General features: G+C 41.2%; 23 protein-coding genes, 2 tRNA genes and 1 riboswitch. Of the genes, 16 read left to right on the forward strand and 9 right to left on the reverse strand.

Annotation, left to right across the window (positions count from 1 at the left end):
- Positions 1 to 40: 40 nt before the first annotated feature.
- Genes E3D81_RS06175 through E3D81_RS06185 form a run of 3 tightly spaced genes read left to right on the forward strand, consistent with a single transcriptional unit; the run spans position 41 to position 2,096 of the window.
- Entirely contained in the window at positions 41 to 661 is a 621-nt protein-coding gene (locus E3D81_RS06175; protein WP_099366664.1) for a peroxiredoxin family protein, read from the forward strand.
- Entirely contained in the window at positions 661 to 1,659 is a 999-nt protein-coding gene (gap, locus tag E3D81_RS06180) for a type I glyceraldehyde-3-phosphate dehydrogenase (RefSeq protein WP_134776832.1), read from the forward strand. Before E3D81_RS06175 ends, gap begins: the two co-directional genes overlap by 1 nt.
- A complete protein-coding gene (locus tag E3D81_RS06185; protein ID WP_134776833.1) occupies positions 1,656 to 2,096 on the forward strand; it encodes a GNAT family N-acetyltransferase in 441 nt (146 codons plus the stop codon). Before gap ends, E3D81_RS06185 begins: the two co-directional genes overlap by 4 nt.
- Positions 2,097 to 2,123: 27 nt before the next feature.
- Here the strand turns inward: E3D81_RS06185 and E3D81_RS06190 are convergent, their stop codons facing one another.
- From E3D81_RS06190 to E3D81_RS06210, 5 genes are all read right to left on the reverse strand, one after another.
- Entirely contained in the window at positions 2,124 to 2,894 is a 771-nt protein-coding gene (locus tag E3D81_RS06190; protein ID WP_134776834.1) for a TIGR02757 family protein, read from the reverse strand.
- A gap of 45 nt (positions 2,895 to 2,939) precedes the next feature.
- Positions 2,940 to 3,938: a GTPase ObgE gene (gene obgE / locus E3D81_RS06195; RefSeq protein ID WP_099366660.1), complete on the reverse strand. Its 999-nt coding sequence runs from the start codon at positions 3,936 to 3,938 to the stop codon at positions 2,940 to 2,942.
- A 34-nt stretch (positions 3,939 to 3,972) separates the two neighbouring features.
- Positions 3,973 to 4,542: an adenylate kinase gene (locus E3D81_RS06200; RefSeq protein WP_099366659.1), complete on the reverse strand. Its 570-nt coding sequence runs from the start codon at positions 4,540 to 4,542 to the stop codon at positions 3,973 to 3,975.
- A 70-nt stretch (positions 4,543 to 4,612) separates the two neighbouring features.
- A tRNA-Arg gene (locus tag E3D81_RS06205) sits at positions 4,613 to 4,686 on the reverse strand.
- An 85-nt stretch (positions 4,687 to 4,771) separates the two neighbouring features.
- Positions 4,772 to 5,278 carry a PepSY-associated TM helix domain-containing protein gene (locus E3D81_RS06210; protein ID WP_134776835.1) on the reverse strand — a complete coding sequence of 169 codons (507 nt, stop codon included), beginning with the start codon at positions 5,276 to 5,278 and terminating at the stop codon, positions 4,772 to 4,774.
- 8 nt (positions 5,279 to 5,286) lie between these two features.
- Here E3D81_RS06210 and E3D81_RS06215 point away from each other — a divergent pair, with 8 nt between their 5' ends.
- A complete protein-coding gene (locus tag E3D81_RS06215) occupies positions 5,287 to 5,874 on the forward strand; it encodes a helix-turn-helix transcriptional regulator (RefSeq protein WP_134776836.1) in 588 nt (195 codons plus the stop codon).
- A 34-nt stretch (positions 5,875 to 5,908) separates the two neighbouring features.
- Here E3D81_RS06215 and E3D81_RS06220 read toward each other — a convergent pair.
- Positions 5,909 to 5,982: transfer RNA gene (locus E3D81_RS06220), tRNA-Arg, on the reverse strand.
- A gap of 135 nt (positions 5,983 to 6,117) precedes the next feature.
- Here E3D81_RS06220 and E3D81_RS06225 point away from each other — a divergent pair.
- Positions 6,118 to 6,945 (forward strand): alpha/beta fold hydrolase, encoded by an 828-nt coding sequence (locus E3D81_RS06225; RefSeq protein ID WP_134776837.1) that lies wholly within the window; start codon positions 6,118 to 6,120, stop codon positions 6,943 to 6,945.
- 54 nt (positions 6,946 to 6,999) lie between these two features.
- On the opposite strand, the gene E3D81_RS06230 is transcribed toward E3D81_RS06225, so the two are convergent.
- Positions 7,000 to 7,821 carry a patatin-like phospholipase family protein gene (locus E3D81_RS06230; protein WP_245153296.1) on the reverse strand — a complete coding sequence of 274 codons (822 nt, stop codon included), beginning with the start codon at positions 7,819 to 7,821 and terminating at the stop codon, positions 7,000 to 7,002.
- A gap of 158 nt (positions 7,822 to 7,979) precedes the next feature.
- Between E3D81_RS06230 and E3D81_RS06235 the strand changes: the two genes are divergently transcribed.
- The 3 genes from E3D81_RS06235 to E3D81_RS06245 all read left to right on the forward strand — a co-directional run bounded on the left by E3D81_RS06235 (position 7,980) and on the right by E3D81_RS06245 (position 9,887).
- Positions 7,980 to 8,537: a TetR/AcrR family transcriptional regulator gene (locus E3D81_RS06235; protein WP_167554247.1), complete on the forward strand. Its 558-nt coding sequence runs from the start codon at positions 7,980 to 7,982 to the stop codon at positions 8,535 to 8,537.
- Between the two features lie 28 nt (positions 8,538 to 8,565).
- Positions 8,566 to 9,198 (forward strand): NAD(P)H-dependent oxidoreductase, encoded by a 633-nt coding sequence (locus E3D81_RS06240; protein ID WP_099366652.1) that lies wholly within the window; start codon positions 8,566 to 8,568, stop codon positions 9,196 to 9,198.
- 98 nt (positions 9,199 to 9,296) lie between these two features.
- Positions 9,297 to 9,887 (forward strand): sugar O-acetyltransferase, encoded by a 591-nt coding sequence (locus E3D81_RS06245; protein WP_099366651.1) that lies wholly within the window; start codon positions 9,297 to 9,299, stop codon positions 9,885 to 9,887.
- Positions 9,888 to 10,249: 362 nt separating this feature from the next.
- Here E3D81_RS06245 and E3D81_RS06250 read toward each other — a convergent pair whose 3' ends face one another.
- Both E3D81_RS06250 and E3D81_RS06255 read right to left on the reverse strand, forming a co-directional pair.
- Positions 10,250 to 10,909, reverse strand: coding sequence for a hypothetical protein (locus E3D81_RS06250; RefSeq protein ID WP_099366650.1), 660 nt, complete (start codon positions 10,907 to 10,909; stop codon positions 10,250 to 10,252).
- A 55-nt stretch (positions 10,910 to 10,964) separates the two neighbouring features.
- Positions 10,965 to 11,579 (reverse strand): WbqC family protein, encoded by a 615-nt coding sequence (locus E3D81_RS06255; protein ID WP_245153297.1) that lies wholly within the window; start codon positions 11,577 to 11,579, stop codon positions 10,965 to 10,967.
- Between the two features lie 70 nt (positions 11,580 to 11,649).
- On the opposite strand from E3D81_RS06255, the gene E3D81_RS06260 reads away from it, so the two are divergent.
- From E3D81_RS06260 to E3D81_RS06295, 8 genes are all read left to right on the forward strand, one after another.
- Positions 11,650 to 12,516 (forward strand): lysophospholipid acyltransferase family protein, encoded by an 867-nt coding sequence (locus tag E3D81_RS06260; protein WP_134776839.1) that lies wholly within the window; start codon positions 11,650 to 11,652, stop codon positions 12,514 to 12,516.
- Positions 12,517 to 13,548 (forward strand): glycosyltransferase family 2 protein, encoded by a 1,032-nt coding sequence (locus E3D81_RS06265; RefSeq protein WP_134776840.1) that lies wholly within the window; start codon positions 12,517 to 12,519, stop codon positions 13,546 to 13,548. It begins immediately after the preceding gene.
- Between the two features lie 123 nt (positions 13,549 to 13,671).
- On the forward strand, positions 13,672 to 15,693 hold the full coding sequence (ligA, locus tag E3D81_RS06270; RefSeq protein WP_134776841.1) for an NAD-dependent DNA ligase LigA: 2,022 nt from the start codon (positions 13,672 to 13,674) through the stop codon (positions 15,691 to 15,693).
- Between the two features lie 24 nt (positions 15,694 to 15,717).
- Positions 15,718 to 16,596, forward strand: coding sequence for a 4-hydroxy-tetrahydrodipicolinate synthase (gene dapA / locus E3D81_RS06275; RefSeq protein ID WP_134778399.1), 879 nt, complete (start codon positions 15,718 to 15,720; stop codon positions 16,594 to 16,596).
- Between the two features lie 379 nt (positions 16,597 to 16,975).
- Complete coding sequence (locus E3D81_RS06280) at positions 16,976 to 17,407, forward strand: hypothetical protein (protein WP_209023114.1); 432 nt, start codon at positions 16,976 to 16,978, stop codon at positions 17,405 to 17,407.
- A 110-nt stretch (positions 17,408 to 17,517) separates the two neighbouring features.
- Positions 17,518 to 17,630: riboswitch (SAM riboswitch) on the forward strand.
- A 197-nt stretch (positions 17,631 to 17,827) separates the two neighbouring features.
- Entirely contained in the window at positions 17,828 to 19,135 is a 1,308-nt protein-coding gene (locus tag E3D81_RS06285) for an O-acetylhomoserine aminocarboxypropyltransferase/cysteine synthase family protein (RefSeq protein WP_134776842.1), read from the forward strand.
- Between the two features lie 38 nt (positions 19,136 to 19,173).
- Entirely contained in the window at positions 19,174 to 20,238 is a 1,065-nt protein-coding gene (metX, locus tag E3D81_RS06290) for a homoserine O-acetyltransferase family protein (protein WP_134776843.1), read from the forward strand.
- Positions 20,231 to 21,412, forward strand: a complete 1,182-nt coding sequence (locus E3D81_RS06295) for a homoserine dehydrogenase (protein ID WP_134776844.1) — start codon at positions 20,231 to 20,233, stop codon at positions 21,410 to 21,412. Before metX ends, E3D81_RS06295 begins: the two co-directional genes overlap by 8 nt.
- Positions 21,413 to 21,886 lie beyond the last annotated feature (474 nt).

Here is a 21,886-nt window from a genome sequence, read left to right on the forward strand (position 1 = left end):
ATTTATAATTTTTAGTAGTTTTGATGCTTAAACAGTACACATGAGATTAACATACGTTCTTCCGTTTTTAAGTTTATCCTTGGCCCTAACGACCGTAGGATGCAATAATGAACCGAAACAACAAGCAGCCACTGAAGTGCATAATGAGCACGATGGACATGACCACAGTGCACATGCAGAGACAAGCCCTTCTACTGCAGCTCCTGCCCCACAACAGGCTCCACCGACGGTAAAAGCGGCCAACTTATCTATTCCTGAATTCACGTTTTTCAAGGTTAAATCGGGTATGCCATTCAGCAAAGCGGATATTGCCGCTGGAAGGAATACCGTTTTTATTCTATTTGACCCTTCTTGTGCACATTGCCAACATGAAGCCACTGCCCTATCATCGAATTACGATAAGATCAAAGGGGTGAATATCTATTACGTTTCCATGAACGATCCGGCTTTGATGGCCAATTTCTTCAATACCTTTGGTAAAGAATTAGAAGGAAAACCGAATGTGGAAATGCTTTACGATCGTAATCAGGAATTTGTACAACGTATTCACATCCCAAAAATGTTTCCGGCAAACTATGTATATGGTCCAGACGGAAGCCTAAAAAAATACTGGGAAGGTGAGAAAGATATCAAAGAAGTAATCGCTGATTTTAATAATTAATGAGAATAGCCATCAATGGGTTCGGACGCATAGGACGCCACAGCCTAAGAAACCTGCTGAACAGAGGATTGGATAATGTAGAGGTTGTTGCCATCAATGATTTGGCAGATGCGGCTACACTAGCCCACCTCTTTAAATATGATTCGGTGCATGGTCCGCTTGGAAAAGAGCTGAGCTATGAGGAGAACCACCTTTACATTGATGGAAAAGCTATACAGATCTTCAACAAAAAAAATCCGGAAGAACTTCCCTGGAAGGAATTGGCGATTGATGTGGTCATCGAATCGACCGGATTATTTGTGAAGCATGATCTGGCCCAAAAGCATATCCTGGCTGGGGCAAAACAGGTGATCATCTCTGCTCCATCGCCGGATAAAGAGGTTCCTACAGTGGTATTGGGTATCAATGATGCGGATTTTGATTGGAATACGCCGATCTTTTCCAATGCCTCCTGTACCACCAACAATGTGGCACCCATGATCAGGATATTGGATGAGAATTGGGGTATTGTCGATGGGTATATCACCACGGTACACTCCATGACAGGGGATCAGAACCTGCATGATGCACCGCATCGGGATCTACGAAGATCACGAGCGGCATCGGCTTCCATCATTCCCACTACGACGGGTGCTGCCAAGGCCATTACCAATGTCTTTAAACATTTGGATGGCAAACTGGGCGGCGCAGGTATACGCGTTCCGGTATTGAATGGTTCTTTAACTGATTTTACCTGTAACCTGGCCAAACAGACTACTGTAGAAGAGATCAACCAAAAATTCAAGGAAGCTGCTGCAGGTTCCTTGAAAAATGTACTATACTATACCGAAGATCCCATCGTTTCGGTGGATATCATCAATAACCCTTATTCCTGTGTTTTTGATTCGGAGCTGACCAGTATTGTGGGTGGCTTGGTAAAGGTGGTTGGTTGGTACGACAATGAATTCGGATATTCCAACCGCTTGGTGGATATCCTGGAAATCCTATCCAAACGATGATCAGGTTTATCAAAACGGAGGATACCTTAGCGCTGCGAAGCGAAGTACTACAGCGTGGAAAAGCCTTGGAGCTTTGCATCAATCCGGAGGATGATAAACCCGATAGTTTTCATTTGGGGTATTTTGATGAGGAGGGTAAGCTTCAAAGTGTATTGACCATTCATCAGATCAATCATCCCAAATTACCGCATACCGGTTATCGATTACGTGGCATGGCTACTGCCGCTGAGGCCAGAAGGAAAGGCTATGGTAAACAGCTTTTAACGGCTGCTATCGATCATATTCAGACACAGCTTCATGGGGGTTACTTATGGCTAATCGCCAGGGAAATCGCCTATCCTTTTTATGAGGATATGGGTTTCGAATATTTTTCCGATGAATATGATATTCCGAATGTAGGTTTGCACAAGGAAATGTACCTGCCGTTTTACTCCTAATTTTTATTGGGGATTAGTTTTCGGTTTTTATAACTCACCGGCCACCCCTAGCCCAAATAAGGCAAAATCATATTTAACCGGATCCTCTGGATCAAAATACCGTAGGTTTTCCGTTAATTCTAGCGCAGATTTCCAATTGACCTTATCGCTTTGGATCAAACCAAATTTCCGGGCAACGCGCTCTACATGGACATCACAGGGACAGATAAGATCTTTGGGTGATATCCGGTTCCAAATCCCAAAATCTACCCCCTTATCATCCTTCCTCACCATCCAACGCAAGAACATATTCAATCGCTTACAACTGGATTTCTGGAAGGGAGAACTGATATGCTTTCTTGTTCGCCAAGGAAAATCAGGCAGGGAGAAAAAATAGCTTTTGAAATTATTCAAGGCGTTCTCTATGGAGAATTCCTGGCCTTCATCAAGCTGCAGGAATGCATCTTCCAAGCTGTTGAAGCGAAGGTAATGCTGCTGGAAAAAGGCAATAAAATATAAGAGATCGGTGTCATTGAAGGTACGATGCTTAAATCCCAAGAGGCGTTTGAGGTCGCTATCCTGATGGTTGAGGATAAAATCATGCGGTGCCTGGTCCATACGTTCTGCCAATTCCAGGCACTTATTGATGATGGTTTTGCGTTGCCCCCAGGCCAATATGCTGGCAAAGAACCCCATGATCTCGATATCCTCCTTCTTTTGGAATCGATGGGGTATACTGATCGGGTCGTGCGGAATAAAATCCGGTTGGTTAAATTCCAGTACCTTTTTGTCCAAGAAATCTTTTAATGATAGATCCATTATCCCTAAAATAAGAAAAGCAACCGAGGTTGCTTTTAAATATGGTTATTCATTGATGGCTTTCCAGATCATATCCTTCAATTGCTGGATATTTTTTCCGGTCACTGAGGATATGAACAGGTAAGGAATTCCTTGAGGAACCTGTTCGGCCATTTCGCTTTCCAGTTGCTCATCCAACATATCCGATTTGGTGATGGCCAATAATTTTGGCTTATCCAATAATTCCGGATTGTAGGCGGTAAGTTCATGCAATAGGATATTATATTCCTCTTCGATGGTCCGATCGGTATCTGCTGGTACCATGAACAAGAGCACGGAGTTTCGTTCGATATGTCTCAGGAAACGGTGTCCTAATCCTTTTCCTTCGGATGCACCCTCGATGATCCCTGGAATATCCGCCATCACAAAGGATTTGTTATCCCGATAGCTGACGATGCCCAAGTTAGGAACCAAGGTGGTAAACGGATAATCTGCGATTTCAGGTTTTGCGGCGGAAAGAACCGACAGCAAGGTAGATTTTCCGGCATTCGGGAATCCAACAAGCCCTACATCCGCCAATACTTTTAATTCCAAGATGATCCAACGCTCTTTACCTGGCATCCCCGGTTGGGCATGTCTTGGTGTTTGAACCGTGGAAGATTTGAAGTGCCAGTTTCCTAAACCACCACGACCTCCTGGAGTAAGGATTTTCGTCTGGCCATCACGGGTGATTTCGAATAGTACTTCGCCGGTCTCGGCATCCTTGGCCACCGTTCCTAGAGGAACTTCCAGGATTTCATCCTTACCGGTAGCACCTGTTTTCAAGGTAGATCCACCAGGTTGACCATTTTCGGCAATGATGTGTTTACGGTATTTCAGGTGCAATAAGGTCCAGTGTTGGGTAGAACCTTGGAGCATAATATGCCCGCCACGACCACCGTCGCCCCCATCGGGACCACCTTTGGCCGTGAATTTATCGCGGTGCAGATGGGCTGAACCAGCACCACCATGTCCCGAACGACAACAAACCTTTACGTAATCAACAAAATTTGACCCCTGCGCCATAAGACCTCTTCAATGTTTTTTATAAGCTTTTTTATTAGTAACGATCGATGATCGACGTTAATTCCGAAAAGATGCTTTCGATTTCACCAATACCATTTACTTTGGTCAATTTACCTTTGCCTTCGTAATAAGGTAATACATGGATCGTTTTTCCGAAATACTCTTCGATACGTTTTTTTAGTTTATCTGCCGCATCATCTGCACGACCGGAAATCTCCTGGCGTTTAGCGATACGTTGCGTTAATTCCGTTTCATCAACATCCAAAGCAATAACGCCTGAGATAGGCATATTGTTCGATTCCATGAATGCATCCAATGCTTCCGCTTGGGCAACAGTACGTGGAAAACCATCAAAAATAAATCCTTTTGCATCAGGGTTATTATTGATCTCTTCCTCAAGCATGGCAATGGTTACCGAGTCAGGAACTAAGTTCCCATCAGCAATGATTTGACTTACTTGTTTACCTAATTCGGTTTGGTCCTTGATATGAGCGCGAAACATGTCACCGGTAGATATATGATGAAGGTCATACTTATCAATTAATTTAGCGGATTGGGTACCTTTTCCTGCTCCTGGAGGCCCGAATAATACTAGGTTTAGCATAATGATGTTATTTATTGTTGATGATAAAAAACAAAAGCCTAATCCGTTTACGAATTAGGCTTATTCTAAGTGCGCTCAAAGGGAGTCGAACCCCTAACCTTCTGATCCGTAGTCAGATGCTCTATCCAATTAAGCTATGAGCGCGACAACCAACACTTTTGCGACAAACGCCCTTTCTGTTTTGGTGATGCAAATATAAGGAAATAATAAGCCATTCAAAATTTTTTTTTCATTTCTGACGCTTTCTACGCCCATACCAGATCAAAAAACCAGTGATGGGTAGGCTGGTTGAGATCAAACCTGCAATAAAGGTCGAAAATTTCCCGACCTGACCTAACCATTGCCCCATGTGCAATTGCCAAACCCAATTCTCCACTTTATTATGCTTATCTTGCTGAATGCTAATTACATAAGGTTTACCTGTATATTTATCAAAATATCTGACATCCCTGTTTTCATCAGATTTCAAGCCTGCCCGATCGGCAATATGGAAAGCGAATACCCCACTTTTAGCATAATCATAAACCCAATATTTAATGACTTTTTTGTGAGGTATTTCTTGAAATAGTTTGTCCATTAAAGGAAATGCATCGATAAATTGCCCCGATTCCTTGGCCTTAGGCAATGATTTATGCCAATCTTCTGTTGTTGCTCCAAAACTGTTCATGGTCATTTTCATTAAGGGCTGAAAAAAAATAATCAGCCCTGTCATACCCAGAATGAAACATATCAGCATGGAAGACTATGAGTAAGATATTACCTATGGAATTCCCCTTCTTAACTGCGTTAAAGAAAGGCAGAGCCTGTAAGTTGTTTGACGAGTCTAAAATAATTTCAACCCCCATTAAACAGTTATTGGAAAGCATGTTGAATTGTTCATTACCAACTTCGATGCGGGATTACTATTACAGGTTGAAGATAGAAGAATTACTTCTGACTATTTTTTCCATGCACCCAAAATTTTTGGAGGATGACCGTAGCAACACCAACCTATCCCTAGACGAAAAAGTTATTGAAGTAAAGGAATGGGTAGATAAACAGGAAATCGGTAATATTCGATTGCAAGAAGTTGAAGACCTATTTCATATTTCTCAAAAAAACTTGAATAAAGGATTTCAAAAGTATTTTGGGTGTAATCTATCGCAGTACCTACGCGAAAAACAGATGGAAAAAGCTCGATACCTGATACAACATAAAAACTACAGCATCAATGAGGTAGCCAAATTGTTAAGATATAGTTACTCCCAACATTTCACATCCGCATTTACTAAGCATTTCGGGTATTCTCCGAAAGAATTAAAAGCGCAAAAAACACTGGAAAAGAATAAATGATAAATCAAGAAAGTGAAAGGGGAAATAAAGAAAGTGCGCTCAAAGGGAGTCGAACCCCTAACCTTCTGATCCGTAGTCAGATGCTCTATCCAATTAAGCTATGAGCGCATTACAAACGGTCAAATCACCGTTGATGCTGCAAATATCGAGGTTTTTTTATATTTTCCAAATGGTTTTTTCGTTTTTTAGGCAATTTCAAACTATCTTAGGTCTATTCTGTTGATACCTATATAATTAATTTTTATGGCTGAACGATTAATAAAAAGCAACAAGATCCGGATTGGCGATATAAGCATTGCCTATCATATAAAGAAAGCAACTGAAAAAACCGATAGAACCATCATATTTCTTCATGGATTCCCTTTCAACAAGAATATGTGGCGGGAACAACTGGAAAGTCTGGAAGATAATATAACCGGCATTGCGGTTGACATTCGTGGATTAGGAAATAGTACCAAAGGTCATGGATTTTTTTCCATAGATGTATTTGCAAAAGACCTGGGCGCCTTTCTACGGAAAATGGAAATTGATAAGGCGGTACTCTGCGGGGTTTCCATGGGAGGCTATATTGCCCTGCGTGCCTATCAACTGTTTCCGGAAAAGATTGATGGACTTATCCTTTCTGATACCCATGCCAAGGCAGATGATAATGCCGGAAAACAGAAACGCTTTGATGCTATTCAAGCTGTTTTAAACCATGGTCGTCGCCCGTATGCGATCGGTTTTATTGCGAATGTATTTTCACCAAAAAGCATCGAGGAAAAACCTGAGGCGATTGAACTCATCAAAAGCAGTATCCGAAGGAACAGTGTTTCGTCCATTTGTGCAACGTTGTTGGCGATGGCTTCCAGAACCGACACCACGGATGTACTTTCAGAAATTAAGGTGCCGACCTTATTGATACGGGGGAAAGAGGATAAGATCACCCCTGCTGAGCCAATGGAAGAGATGGCCAAAAAGATCAAGGGTGCAACCTATATGGAATTTGAAGGCTGTGGGCACTTGCCTAACATGGAAGACCCAGCTAAGTTTAATTTAAATATGAACAAGCTTTTACAGAAGAAATCTTAAGATCTTCAGCATATGTTTTTATGCTAATGGAATATTAGATCTTTATTCATTTATTTAAATAGCGGCCTTCTTTTTAACGGGGATTTCCGGGATCAGTTTTTTTGTGTATTCCGTTCCTTTCTCGATTAAAAAGGAGGCTTTATCATAATCCCAAATGCCTCCGATATTGTGTGGGATATCGATCAGGTAATCCGGTTTATACAATTCTACGCTTAATTTCGATAGCCGTCTTCGCATCATCAGGTAAGCTTCTTGAAGCAATCCTATAGAATTCATCTTGCTCTCAAAAGGAAGCGGACCATATTTAGCATCCGGCTTTCCATCCAAGTTTACCGCAATGATGATGTTCCTGCGCTTTCTTTTCACATAATTGATGGGCAATGGGTTCAAAACCCCACCATCCACCAGGTTCCATTCATCCGATTCAATACTGGTAAAAACACCTGGTATGGCGATGGAAGCTCTGATAGCTTGATAGACACTCCCCTTATCAAAGATCATTTCGCGCTCATTTTTAAGGTCGGTGGCAATGGCACGGAAGGGAATGCGCATATCCTCGATATCCTTATCCGGAAATATCTCTTTCAGAGATTCAAAAACACGTACGCCTTTTAGCAATCCAAACTTTGGATTTGTGAAATCCATTAATCGGAACACCTGCCTTTTGGTCAGAACCCTCATCCAATCCTCCAATTCAGTTAATTTTCCTTCGACATAAGCGGCTCCGATCAAAGATCCTATCGAACAACCCACCACTTCATCTATTTCATAGCCCATCGCTTCCAATTGACGAATCACACCTATTTGCACCAAGCCTCTGGCACCACCGCTGCCCAGGACGAGGGATACCTTACGTTTGCTTTTCAGAAAGTTCATATTTAAAGGTAAAACAAATTTACTTGCTTTAAAAATGTCATTTGCATGTCCCATTTTATCTAAAAGTTGGAACAAATAACTATCGTTGTTAATTTTGCTAACAGTGTTAACTAAATGGTATGGGCGTAACAGAAAGAAAACTTAGGCAACAAGAGGAAATGAGGAAGCAAATCATCGATTGCTCGCGAGAAATCGTGCATGAGGAAGGTTGGGCTGCCCTTTCCATCCGCAAAATAGCGGATGCCATTGAGTATTCGGTACCCGTGATCTATAAATATTTCGAAAACAAGGAAGCAATTTCCGCTTATTTCGTAGCAGAAGGTTTTGATCTGCTCTACGCGCAGATAACAGCAGGAATTTCTACAGAAGACAGCATCGAAGAACGCTTTCAACAATTGGGATTGGGATATTACCTATTCGCTGAGCAGCATCCCAAACATTACGAGATCATGTTTGGCTTGGGGATACCGACCTGTGAAACAGCAAAGAACATCAAATCTGTTGGGCTCTTGTCGGATCTTTTCCGCCATATGATTGACGAATTGATCCAAAAAAGTGGAAGAAAGGATATTGATGCCTGCATCAAATACCGTAGCCTTTGGGCCATGCTGCATGGGGTGGTTGCCTTGGAACTTCTTTCCCTTACAGGCTCCGATAAGGTATGCAACTCCCTCATCCTGGCCGATAGCATGCGCTCTTTCACAAAAGGAATTTAAATTATTATTAAATATATCAAATACATACATGAATCTATTAGAACATTTAAACTGGAGATACGCCACTAAAAAAATGAATGGCAATAAAGTTGATCAAGAGAAAGTTGATCAAATCGTGGAAGCAGCACGTTTGGCACCAACCTCTTCCGGACTTCATCCGTTTAAGATCATTGAAATCAGCAATCCTGAGCTAAAGCAAAAAATCCAACCTATTGCTTTCAACCAATCCCAGATTGTAGATAGTTCTCATCTATTGGTTTTTGCGGCTTACGATGAATACACCCAAGAACGTGTTGATGCACCTTTCAAGCAACAGGAAGTGGAAAGAGGATTGCCAGCTGGCTTTGCTGATGATTATAAAAACTCACTTTTCACTTCTTTACAGGCGAAAACAAAGGAGCAGCATTTTGAACATGCCGCACGTCAGGCCTATATTGGATTTGGTTTGGCCATTGCCGCTGCAGCGGAATTAAAAGTTGATGCAACCCCGATGGAAGGCTTTATCCCACAACAACTGGATGAATTATTGGGATTGGACAAATTAGGTCTTCGTTCCGTTACTATCCTTGCTTTGGGATATCGCGATGAGCAGAACGATTGGTTATTGAACATGAAAAAAGTACGTGTACTTAAAGAAGATTTTGTTATAAACTTTAACTAATCCCCTACAATAGCAATTTGGCTGTTATTGAATGTAAAAAATTATACATGCAATAACAGCTTTTTTATTTATTATTAGCCTGTAACTAATAGGAATGTATGGAAACTGCCAAAGAAAAAATGATTGCCGGTAAACTATTCCGAGACGAGGATGGCGCTCTTTTCAAGGAAAGACAACATTGTAAAGTGATCCTTCAACAATACAACCAAATGGAACCCATCCGGGTAAAGGCAAGGAATTCACTCCTAAAAAGTATTCTTGGAAAGACAGAAGGCAAGTTTTTCATCGAGCCTCCCTTCCGCTGTGACTATGGTTATCATATTGAATTAGGAGAAAATTTTTATGCAAATTTCAACCTCACCATATTAGATGGGGCAAAAGTATCCTTTGGAAAAAACGTATTGATAGGCCCAAATGTCAGTTTATTTACGGCTTCACATCCTATTGATCCCATTGCAAGAGCAGAGGGTTGGGAATATTCCAAACCCATCAGCATTGGGGATAATGTCTGGATAGGTGGACATACCGTGATCAATCCTGGAGTTAGTATCGGAGAAAATTCGGTGATCGGCTCCGGATCTATCGTTACTCGCGATATACCTGCCAACGTGGTCGCGGTTGGCAATCCCTGCCGTGTAATACGGGAAATTACTTCTGAAGATATCCTTTCTAAAGATCAATTCATGTAATAGCTGCGGAACAATTTGTTTATATAAAACAAAAACACCTGAGATGGGGAATCCCAGGTGTTTTACCAAACCAATTATTAACCTAAATTATGAAATTATGAATTTACTATTTAAACGCCTGCTAATTCATTTTAGTATATCCATCTAAAAAAAATATCAAAAAAAAAAATACCTGAAGCGGAGAACTCCAGGTATTTACCAAACCAATTATTAACCTAAATATTTCTATTTATCTAGTTGCAATTAAAACGGCCATATATCTTGATTATTGTATGGATTATTAAAAAAATTAAAAAAGATTACAGCAACTCAATTAACTTATTAATTATCAAAAATTTAATTTTAAAATTTTTCGATAATAATTAAGGATTCCCTGATATTACCTCCACCACTTTATCACTGATTTTAGTGATATCAGATTTTAACCCCACCATCATCGTCATCACGTGCACTGGATTTCCCTCCATTTCTCTGAAATTTCGCATGTACCCGATTTCAAAACCAAGAAAAAAGCCTTTGAATTTATAATCAGCCCCTACCCCTACCTTAAAAGCAGGCGATATGCTGTATTTATATTCGATATCCACATTTTGGTTATTCCCCATGTCATTTGCTCGAGGTTCAGAATTAAGGGCAACTCCAGGTCCGGCATAGGCATAGGTATTCAACCTGTCCCATTGCCTCCGCGTTCCTCCCGCCAAACTCAAGGTGTACATCGTTGCGCGAGAGTTACTGAGAAGCCTATTATAATCGGGATCCTTTTCCAATTGGTCATAACCAAAACTCATCATATAAAGCGTTGGCAACAGGTAATATTTCGGATTTTTCAAGGAAATATCCAAACCCATACTGCCTGTAAAGAACTTCGTGCTCAATACATTTTTGGTTTTTCCCAAGGGAATGGAAAGACCTGTTCCCCCGAAATAATAAACCTTCTTGAAATGCAAAGTATCTGCTCCAGTTTGTGCCATAGCAGAATAGCCTATTACTAGGCTTAAGATACTCATGAAAATAACCTTCATTAACTAGATGTTTATCAATAAAACATAAACCTAATTAAAATGTTTGAAGGCCGTATTATAAATAATTCTTCGCTTGAGGACCTTGGCTGAACAGCAGGTCGATAACACTCAGATTTGGGATAAAACCATTCTTATCTTCAAAGAGCTGATAATAAGGCTTCTGATCCGTTATTAAAGAAGGCTTTTTGGGATGAATAATCTTTCTGAAATCATGTTCTGCAGACTCCACCTCTTGATAGGAATCCGTGAACTTGATTTCTTTTTTCAATTTCAATAATTTCAGCAATAAGGTAAGTTGATCGACATGGAAATCCATCAAGAACTCATATTTCTTTTCGTAGAATGGCAGTAGATCATCCTCATAATATTCAAAGTATGCCGAACTGCGGTAAGCCGTCTGAAGGGATAACCAATGCAGTCTTTGCCATGGATGATCGTAGTTGATGCGAACATCTTTCATCGCAACGCGTTCCTTTCTTCCGTGCTGTATAGGCACAAACAATTCCAAAACACCATTTGCCGTCGAGATCTGCGTACGTGTTCTGAAGGTCTGCTTTGGATAATTTTCAAAGCGTTCCAACAACAGATCACCTTCAGCGTCCTTGATGGTTTTGAAGTAACTGGCATTTGGTAAATATAAAACCGGAAGTAGAATATCCTGCATCATCATGAAATAAACCCTTAAATGTTCGCAAAAATAACTTTATTTAGGGATATTTGTACCTAAGAATACAATAAGAATGAAGGAAAAGCTTGTTTATGGATTAATATATACTATTTCGCTTCTTCCTTTTTGGTGCCTATATTTCATCTCCGACATCCTTTTTTTCCTGATTTACTATGTTTTCGGCTATAGGAAAAAGGTGGTATATGAAAATCTGCGGAATTCATTTCCAGAGAAATCTACAGAAGAAATAAATAAAATTGCAAGGGATTTTTACAGATATTTCCCTGATCTATTGGTGGAATCGGTTAAGATGGCAAGTATTTCAGAAGCAGAAGTTAAAAAAAGAATCGAGCTACTAAATCCAGATGAGGTTTATCAATATATCCATAAAGGGAGATCAGTAATCGGTGTTACTGCCCATTATGGCAACTGGGAATTGGCGATCCATAGTTTATCCATCATGATGAACACCCCGGAACTGATCATCTATAAACCTTTGAACAACAAGGTTTTCAATACCGTTCATAACCGGATCAGAACTCGCTTTGGAGCGACCATGGTACCTATGAAACAAATATTACGGCATATCATCAAACTAAAAAATGTGCCTCATGTAAGCATGTTTGTTTCAGATCAGACGCCAACCTATCAAGATTCGGATTATTTTATGGAATTCCTGAACCAGGACACCTTGGTTTTCACTGGAACTGAGCGCATTGCCCGTCTGACCAACAATCCGGTGGTATATTGTGAAATCCGTCGGAAGGAGAAAAGAGGATATTATTCTTGTAAATTCACTACCTTAGTAGAACAGCCATCAGCGTATCCAGAACATGAGATCACGCATATTCAAAACCGATTTACCGAACAGGTTATTCGTGAAGAACCGGCCTATTGGTTATGGTCACACCGCCGATGGAAGCGTAAAAGAAGAAGTTAAATGATAGCATACCCAAAAGTAGCCGTTGTAATTCTGAATTGGAATGGTAAATTTTTCTTGGAAAAATTTCTTCCTTCCGTCTTCAACAGCACTTACCCAAATATAGAATTCATTATCGGCGACAACGCCTCTACCGATGATTCCCTAGCCTATGTCAGGGAAAATTATCCGCATTTCAAAATCCTGGTCAACCAGGAAAACCTGGGATTTGCAGGTGGTTATAATGAGATATTAAAACAGGTGGATGCAGACTATTATGTACTGCTAAATTCAGATGTAGAAGTAACCGAGAATTGGATCGAGCCCGTTATCCGTCAGATGGAAGCAGATCCCCTTTTGGCGGCCTGCCAGCCTAAGATCCAAGCCTACCATAACAAAGGACACTTTGAACATGCCGGTGCTGCAGGAGGCTATATTGACTATTTTGGATTCCCTTTTTGTCGCGGTCGCATCCTAGATAAAATGGAAAAGGATAATGGCCAATACGACCAAGCCACCGAAGTTTTCTGGGCTACTGGAGCTGCCTTATTTATTAAAGCAAAGGCTTGGAAAGAAGCGGAAGGATTCGATGCAGATTTTTTTGCCCATTTTGAAGAGATCGATCTATGCTGGCGACTGAAAAGAATGGGTTACAAGATTGGGTTTTGCCCTAAATCCTTGGTCTACCATGTCGGAGGTGGTACATTGAACACCAGCAATCCGCAGAAAACCTACCTCAACTTCCGCAACAACATGGTCATGATGCAAAAAAACCTGCCGGTATTCCAGGCTTTTTGGCGATTGGCATTAAGATTATGGTGGGATTTATTCGCATTGATCAAGTTTTTGGTCGATGGAAAACGGAAAGATGCCTGGGCGGTTTCCCGTGCACATCAGTATTTCTTCCTAAATGTTTTTAGGAACGCAAAAAAAAGAAAGAAATATCCGGCGAAATACAACAATAAAGGACAATATAAGAATTCCATAATATGGGATTATTACGTGAATAAAATCCATAAATTCTCTGATCTGCACGATAAAAATTTTCATTAACCCAACTCTTGCTGAACAAATGCTTTTGCGGTTTTCTTAAACCACTTGCAAGACTTTGCCTGTTTACATATTTAGTTCCCTAAAATTATTTTAGGGCTATAATATTTCGTATTTTCGTGGTCTATGGCAGTAGATATTCAAGCGAAAATAGAAGCGTTAACTAAAGATTTAAACGAATACAACTACCAGTATTATGTATTAGCGCAATCCGCAATCTCCGATTTCGATTTTGACCATAAACTGAAGGAACTGGAAACCCTCGAGGCCCAATATCCCGAGTTTAAAGACCCCAACTCCCCTACCCAAAAAGTGGGCGGAGATATAACCCAACGTTTCAACACCGTCAAACATCGTTGGCCGATGATGTCATTGGGCAACACCTACAACGAACAGGAACTCAAAGATTTTGACACCCGAGTTCGGAAGGTCATAGGTGATGATGTGCAGTACGTCGTGGAGCTGAAATTTGATGGTCTTTCCATTTCCATTACTTACGAGGATGGCCGACTGACCAGAGCGGTTACCCGCGGAGATGGTACACAAGGTGATGAAGTAACCTCCAATGTAAAAACCATCAGGAGCATCCCCCATCAACTCAAAAAAGGAAATTATCCGGATAACTTTGAAATCAGAGGGGAGATTTTCATGCACAAATCAGCCTTCCTACGATTGAATAAAGAACGCGAGGATAATGCCGAACAGACCTATGCCAACCCAAGGAATTTTGCATCCGGAACGATCAAATTACAGGATTCTGCTGAGGTAGCTAAAAGACCATTGGATTGTTTTCTTTACTTTCTCTATGCCGATAACAGAAATCGATTGTTTGCCAATCATTGGGAAAGCTTAGAAGCCGTTAAATCCTGGGGTTTTCCGGTATGTGAGCACACCAAACTTTGCCAGAACATCAACGAAGTGTTGGATTTCATCCATTACTGGGATGAAGGCCGGCATAAACTATCCTACGAAATCGATGGGATTGTTATTAAAGTGAATGATTATGCCCAACAGGAAGAACTTGGTTTTACATCCAAGTCGCCAAGATGGGCCATATCCTATAAATATAAAGCCGAACGAGTAGAAACCATCCTGAAAAGCATCAGTTATCAGGTTGGAAGAACCGGAGCGGTTACCCCCGTAGCGAATCTGCAACCCGTTCTATTGGCAGGAACAACCGTAAAACGGGCGTCTTTACACAATGCCAATGAGATAGCACGTTTGGACCTTCACGAAGGTGATACGGTATTTGTGGAAAAGGGTGGCGAGATCATCCCGAAGATCATTTCCGCCAACACGGAAAAACGACCTGCAGGAGCGGTTGCCATTGTTTATCCTACGCAATGTCCTGAATGTGGAACTGATTTGATCCGCGAAGAGGGCGAAGCGGTGCATTATTGCCCGAACGATGCGGGCTGTAGGCCACAGATCGTTGGTAAGCTGCAGCATTTTATTGGCCGCAAAATGATGGATATCCAAGGTTTGGGTGATGAAACCATCGAAACTTTCTATCGTTTGGACCTGATCCGGAAAATCTCTGACATCTATGAATTGAAGGATCGTGCAGAAGATCTGGTAGGAATTGAGCGTTTCGGACAGAAATCCATCGATAATATGCTTGCCGGTATCGAGCAATCGAAACAAAAACCCTTTGAAAAATTATTATTTGCACTAGGCATTCGTCATGTTGGTGAAACTGTAGCGCGTAAATTGGCGCAATATTTCAAGAATATCGATGCCATGAAGGCGGCCTCGGCCGAAGAAATATTAGCGGTTCCTGATATTGGTATCCGGATCGCAGAAAGTATACACGATTACCTGAACGAGCCGGAACATTGGGAAGAGATCGAGAAATTGAGATCCCTGGGCTTGCAATTTCAGATCGAGGAAAAAGAAGTGGTGCTGGCAGGTAATGGTCTGGCGGGGAAAACCTTCCTGATCTCGGGGGTTTTTGCAGATTTCTCCCGTGAGGAATTGACGGCATTGATTGAATCCCATGGTGGAAAAATGCTGAGTGGTATATCCGCCAAATTGAACTATTTAGTGGCTGGGGATAAGATGGGACCATCCAAATTAGCCAAAGCAGAAAAACTACAAGTGCCAATCATTTCTGAAACAGAATTATTGGCCATGATTAATGAACAGTAAATAAAGCATACAAATACAATAATGATGAACGAGCTTCAAGGAGCAGGTGTTGCATTGGTAACACCCTTTAATGCAGATGGTACCGTCGATTACGAGACGTTAGCAAGACTTATCGATTACCAGATCGAAGGTGGAATTGATTATTTGGTTTCTCTTGGTACTACCGGAGAAACAGCAACCTTAAATCAAGAGGAACGAAAGCAGGTCTGGGCATTTACTTCGAAGCATGTTAACAAAAGAATTCCGTTGGTGGCAGGTATTGGTGGAAACAATACCCATGAAATCGTGGAACAGGTGAAGAACTTTGAAAGCTTGGATTATATGGCTATTCTTTCCGTATCGCCTTATTATAACAAGCCTACGCAAGAAGGGATTTATCAGCATTATAAAGCGGTTGCAGAAGCAGCAAAACTGCCTATTATTTTATATAATGTACCGGGAAGGACGGGTAGTAATATGAGTCCGGCGACAACGGTACGCTTGGCAAAGGATTTTTCGAATATTGTAGCGACGAAAGAAGCTTCTGGGAATTTTGCGCAGTTCAGTGAGATTTTGAGGGATAAGCCCGAAGGGTTTTTATTGATTTCTGGGGATGATCCAGTGACACTTCCGATGATGGCGTTGGGAGCTGCAGGGATTATTTCTGTGGTGGGAAATGCTTATCCGAATAAGGTTTCAACCTTGGCGCATTTATGTGCGGAAGGTAATTTTGAAGAAGCAAGAGCGATTCATCAGGAGTTATTGAAGATTACGGATCTTTGTTTTGTGGAAGGAAATCCTTGTGGGGTGAAGTATATTTTGGAGAGGAAAGGATTTGGAAAGGATAATGTGAGGTTGCCTTTGGTTCCTGTTACTGATGGAACAAGGAAGTTGATTGATGAAGAGATGGAGGTTTTAGGGTAAGTTGAAACGTCATTGCGCCTCGCGTCATTGCGAGGAACACGTAATTACGCCTACCCGTCATTGCGAGGAACGAAGCAATCTTCAGCCATGTCATGCTGAGCGAAGTCGAAGCATCTACATGTGGTAACCGTAAAGATCCTTCGACTACGCTCAGGATGACAAAGGCTGCTCAGGATGTCAGAGTCCAAAGATTGCTTCGTCGTGCCTCCTCGCAATGACGTAAAGCTCCTCGCAATGACGTAAAGATCATGCAATTACGTAAAGCTCCTCGCAATGACGAAAATTCAACCAAGTTTCTTATTTTTAGGTATTCTTTTTGTGCTATCAACATACAACACTTTAAGACACACATACAACCCTATAAGAAAAAAACATCGTTATGGAAACTTCAAACCAACCCCCTAAACAAGAAAAATCCATGTTCAAGAAAATCCTAGGATGGTTCTTTTTGGTATTATTCGCAGGAATTGCCATTGCCATCTTCTTTAAATATTTCTTTGTATTCGGCGAAGGTGTCAAATCCGGCGAATTGAACTACGCGGTCAAAAAAGGCAATATCTTCAAAACCTACGAAGGAAAACTCATCCAAGAAGGGATCAGGACCCAATCAACAGGCGCCGGTCTTTCCAGCAATGAGTTTGAATTCTCCATTGCCAATGATTCCATTTACCAAATCCTGGAAAGCAATTCTGGAAAATCCTTCGACCTACACTATAAAGAGTACCACGGCGTTATTCCATGGCGTGGAAACACCCGCTATATCGTCGATAAAGTAGTCGAAATCCGCGAAGCAAAACCTAGAGGATTTTAGGTTTCTTCAATTTTTTTAGGTAAAACGTTGCAAATATTGATTTCACACCCTATATTTGCGACGTACTTCAATAGTAGTACCCTAATCAATACCCTTCTCTGAATGGTCTTGATTTATAAAGAAGTGGCGAGAGACTGGCTCTATGACCCACTGGCAACCTTCAACGTGATTGAAAAGGTGCCAATTCCTGTCCGAAGCAATAATGCTTAGGAGCATATAAATGAAATAGACTATGACAATTACATCATCAAAATCTACATTTCAAGCTTGCTGTATAACGCGAATGCGTTAGTCGTCGGTATGTTTATACATTCCCTTTCTCAAAGGCAAAAGGGAAAAACATGACCATTTTAGACGACTACCGTAAGGACAGCCTTATGCCTGAAAAACCCATTAATTTTAATTTAAAACCAAAAAATCATGTCAGAAAATAAAAACTTTAAATTTGAAACCTTACAGGTTCATGCCGGCCAAGAAGTAGATCCTACTACCGGTTCAAGAGCTTTACCTATATACCAGACTTCATCATACGTATTTGAAAATGCAGAACATGGAGCCAATCTTTTTGCCCTAAAACAGTTCGGAAATATCTATACCCGTATCATGAACCCAACCACCGATGCATTCGAAAAAAGAATCGCAGCATTGGAAGGTGGTGTTGCCGCATTAGCGGTAGCTTCAGGACAAGCAGCCCAATTCATCGCATTGACCAACATCCTGGAATCAGGAGATAATTTTGTGTCGGGTGCTAACCTATATGGAGGTACTTACAACCAATTCAAGGTTTCTTTCAAAAGATTAGGTATCGAAGCGAGATTTGCGGAGGATACCGATGCCGATAAGATCGAATCATTGATCGACGATAAAACCAAAGCGATCTATGTAGAGACCATCGGTAACCCAAGCTATAACATTCCCGATTTTGAAAAAATTGCGGCTGTTGCCAAAAAACATGACCTTCCATTGATCGTCGATAATACCTTTGGTGCAGGCGGTTACCTGTTCAAACCTTTGGAACATGGTGCCAATATCGTGGTAGAATCGGCTACGAAATGGATCGGAGGACATGGAACTAGCATCGGCGGTGTGATCGTGGATGGTGGTAACTACAACTGGGGAAATGGAAAATTCAAGCAATTTTCTGAACCTTCCGAAGGCTACCATGGCTTGGTGTTCTCCGAGGTATTCGGTGAAAACGGTCCTTTCGGAAACATCCAATTTGCGATCCGTGCTCGTGTAGAAGGCCTTCGTGATTTTGGCCCTGCCCTATCTCCTTTCAATTCCTGGTTATTGGTGCAAGGATTAGAAACCCTTTCCCTACGTGTACAACGCCATGTGGACAATGCCTTAGAGATCGCCCAATGGTTGGATGCACATCCACAGGTGGAAAAAGTTAGCTATCCGGGATTGAAAAGCCACCCATACCATCAAAATGCTCAGAAATACCTGAAGAATGGTTATGGTGCCGTATTATCCTTCACCGTTAAAGGCGGCGTAGAGAAAGCCAATGAATTTATTGATTCCCTAGAGCTGATCAGCCACCTGGCAAACGTTGGGGATGCTAAATCATTGATCATCCATCCGGCGGCTACCACTCACCAACAATTGAGTGCTGAAGATCAGGTAAAAGCAGGTGTACAACCAGGTCAATTGCGTTTGTCGGTAGGTATTGAGCATATTGATGACATCAAAGCAGACTTGGAACAAGCATTTCAGAAGATTAAATAGATCATAATAGGTCTTAGCATAAGCATAAATTAGAGCACATGAGTCTTAAAATATTCGAATATGGACAGGAATTCCCACTGGAAAGTGGGAAGAAACTGCCAAATATTCAGATTGCTTATCATACTTATGGTGAGTTGAATGCCGACAAATCCAATGTTATTTGGGTTTGCCACGCATTGACGGCCAATTCTGATGTTTTTGATTGGTGGCCAGGATTATTCGGTGAAGAGGAATTATTCAATGACAAAGAATATTTCATTGTTTGCGCGAATGTGTTGGGATCCCATTATGGATCTACCAATCCCCTATCCATCAACCCTGAAACTGCGGAGCCTTATTACCTGGATTTCCCGCAGTTCACGATCCGGGATATCATCCATGGTCATGATCTGCTGGCAGCACATCTTGGTATTACCGAAATCAACACCTTGATCGGTGGCTCTCTTGGTGGGCAGCAGGTGCTCGAATGGGCAGCTTCCAAAACCATCAAGATCCATAACCTGATCGCCATAGGTACCAATGCCTTTTTCTCCCCTTGGGGAATCGCGTTCAATGAAAGCCAGCGTTTGGCATTGACCGCCGACCCAAGTTTCTATGAGAAAAGGCCTGATGCCGGACTGAATGGCCTAAAGGCAGCCAGAAGTATGGCGCTGATATCCTACAGAACCTATAATGCTTATGGGGTGACCCAGGTGGAGTCTGACCATGATAAAACCGATCAATACAAGGCTTCGTCCTACCAATCCTATCAAGGCGATAAACTGGTGAAACGGTTCAATGCCCTGAGCTATTGGTATCTGACCAAGGCCATGGACAGCCATCATCTTGGTAGAAGCCGTGGTGCCGTAGAAGAGGTCTTACACGGGATCCAAGGTATCAACACCTTGGTGATTGGCATACCTTCTGATGTATTATTCCCTCCACAGGAGCAGGAATTCATCGCCAAAAATATCCCGAATGCAGAATATTATGAACTACATTCCTTTTTCGGGCATGACGGTTTCCTTATTGAGACCAAAACATTAACACAAGTCATTGGAAATTTCCTAGCAAAATATAATAGTAAAGCAGAACAATTAAATTTAATACAAGAAAATGAGTAAGAAACTGACCATCGGTATGTTCGGATTTGGAGTGGTGGGACAAGGGTTATACGATATCATCAAAACAAAAAACTTAAACCTGGAGATCAAGAAATTCGTGATCAAAAACGCAGATAAAAAAAGAACTTTACCTGCCGAATTGTTCAGTACAGATCCGAATGCGATTCTTGACGATCCAGAGATCAATACCGTTGTGGAATTGATCGATGATGCCGAAGCAGCATTTGAAATCACCAAACGTGCATTATCTTCAGGCAAAAATGTGGTATCGGCAAATAAGAAAATGATTGCTACCCATCTGGAGGAATTGACCGAAATCCAACAACAGCATGGTACATCCTTACTTTATGAAGGAGCGGTCTGCGGAAGTATCCCGATCATCAGAAATCTGGAAGAATATTACGACAACGAATTGTTGCATTCGGTAAGCGGTATATTCAATGGTTCATCCAACTATATCCTTTCCAAGATCTTCAACGAGAACCAAAGTTATGATGCTGCCCTGAAAAAGGCGCAGGAATTAGGTTTTGCGGAAACCGACCCCACCTTGGATGTAGGCGGTTATGATCCAAAATACAAATTGGCCATTGTAGCTTCCCATGCCTATGGGGTTTACATCGATCCGGAATTGATCCTTAATTTAGGAATCGACAAATTGGGAAATGCCGATATCAAATATGCCCGTGAGAAAAACTATAAGATCAAATTGATCCCATTGGCTAAAGAAGTATCCAATAACGAAGTCGTCCTATACGTATTGCCAAAATTCATTTCGAACAACAGTATGTTGTACAATGTGGAAAATGAGAACAATGGGGTGTTGGTAAAAGCGGCTTTTGCCGATGAGCAATTTTTCTACGGAAAAGGCGCTGGTGGCCACCCAACCGGTTCTGCAGTGCTTTCAGATATCGCAGCGCTTCGTTATGACTACAAATACGAATACAAAAAACATTTAGAATCGCAAGAGGTAAGCTATACCACGAATTACGACATTAAGGTATATTTCCGTTATGAGGATGAAGATGTATTGGAAAACATCAGCTTTATCAACATATCTGAACGATTCTACAGTGATGAACATAAGTATGTGATCGGCACGATCAACATTCAAGAGATTATTGACAAACGATCATTGATCCATCAGGACGGGAATTTCCTAGCTGAAATTTTATAAGCCTATTTTCTTTCTTGATGCATATTTTTTAGTATATTGTCGTATAAACTTAAAAAATAAGAAGTCATGAGAAAATGGAGTATGATGGGATTGCTCCAGGTAGTTAGTTTGGCATTATTTGCCCAAGAAGACACAACTACAGGAGAAGTTGTAGATAACGCATCACCTACAGCATTTGTGGTGATCGGCGTGATAATATTGATCGTTGTTATTTACGTGTTATATAGTCGACAAAAAAGGCGATATAACGATTAAAAATAAAAAAGGAAAAAAGCTGTATCCGAACCAATGGGTACAGCTTTTTTTGTGGTTATTGGCTTCGGACTGAAAGCATAGTGAAAGTAATGTAAAAGTATGTTTTTAGTAACCTAAGCATACTAAAACATGCTTTAAGTATGCTTTAACCTTGATTTCAGAGCGAAAACAACCTTTTACCATACAAAAAAGAGGCCTTATCAATTATTTGATAAGGCC

This window comes from Sphingobacterium sp. CZ-2 (assembly GCF_004526235.1).
In the GTDB taxonomy this organism is placed as follows: Bacteria; Bacteroidota; Bacteroidia; order Sphingobacteriales; family Sphingobacteriaceae; genus Sphingobacterium; species Sphingobacterium tenebrionis.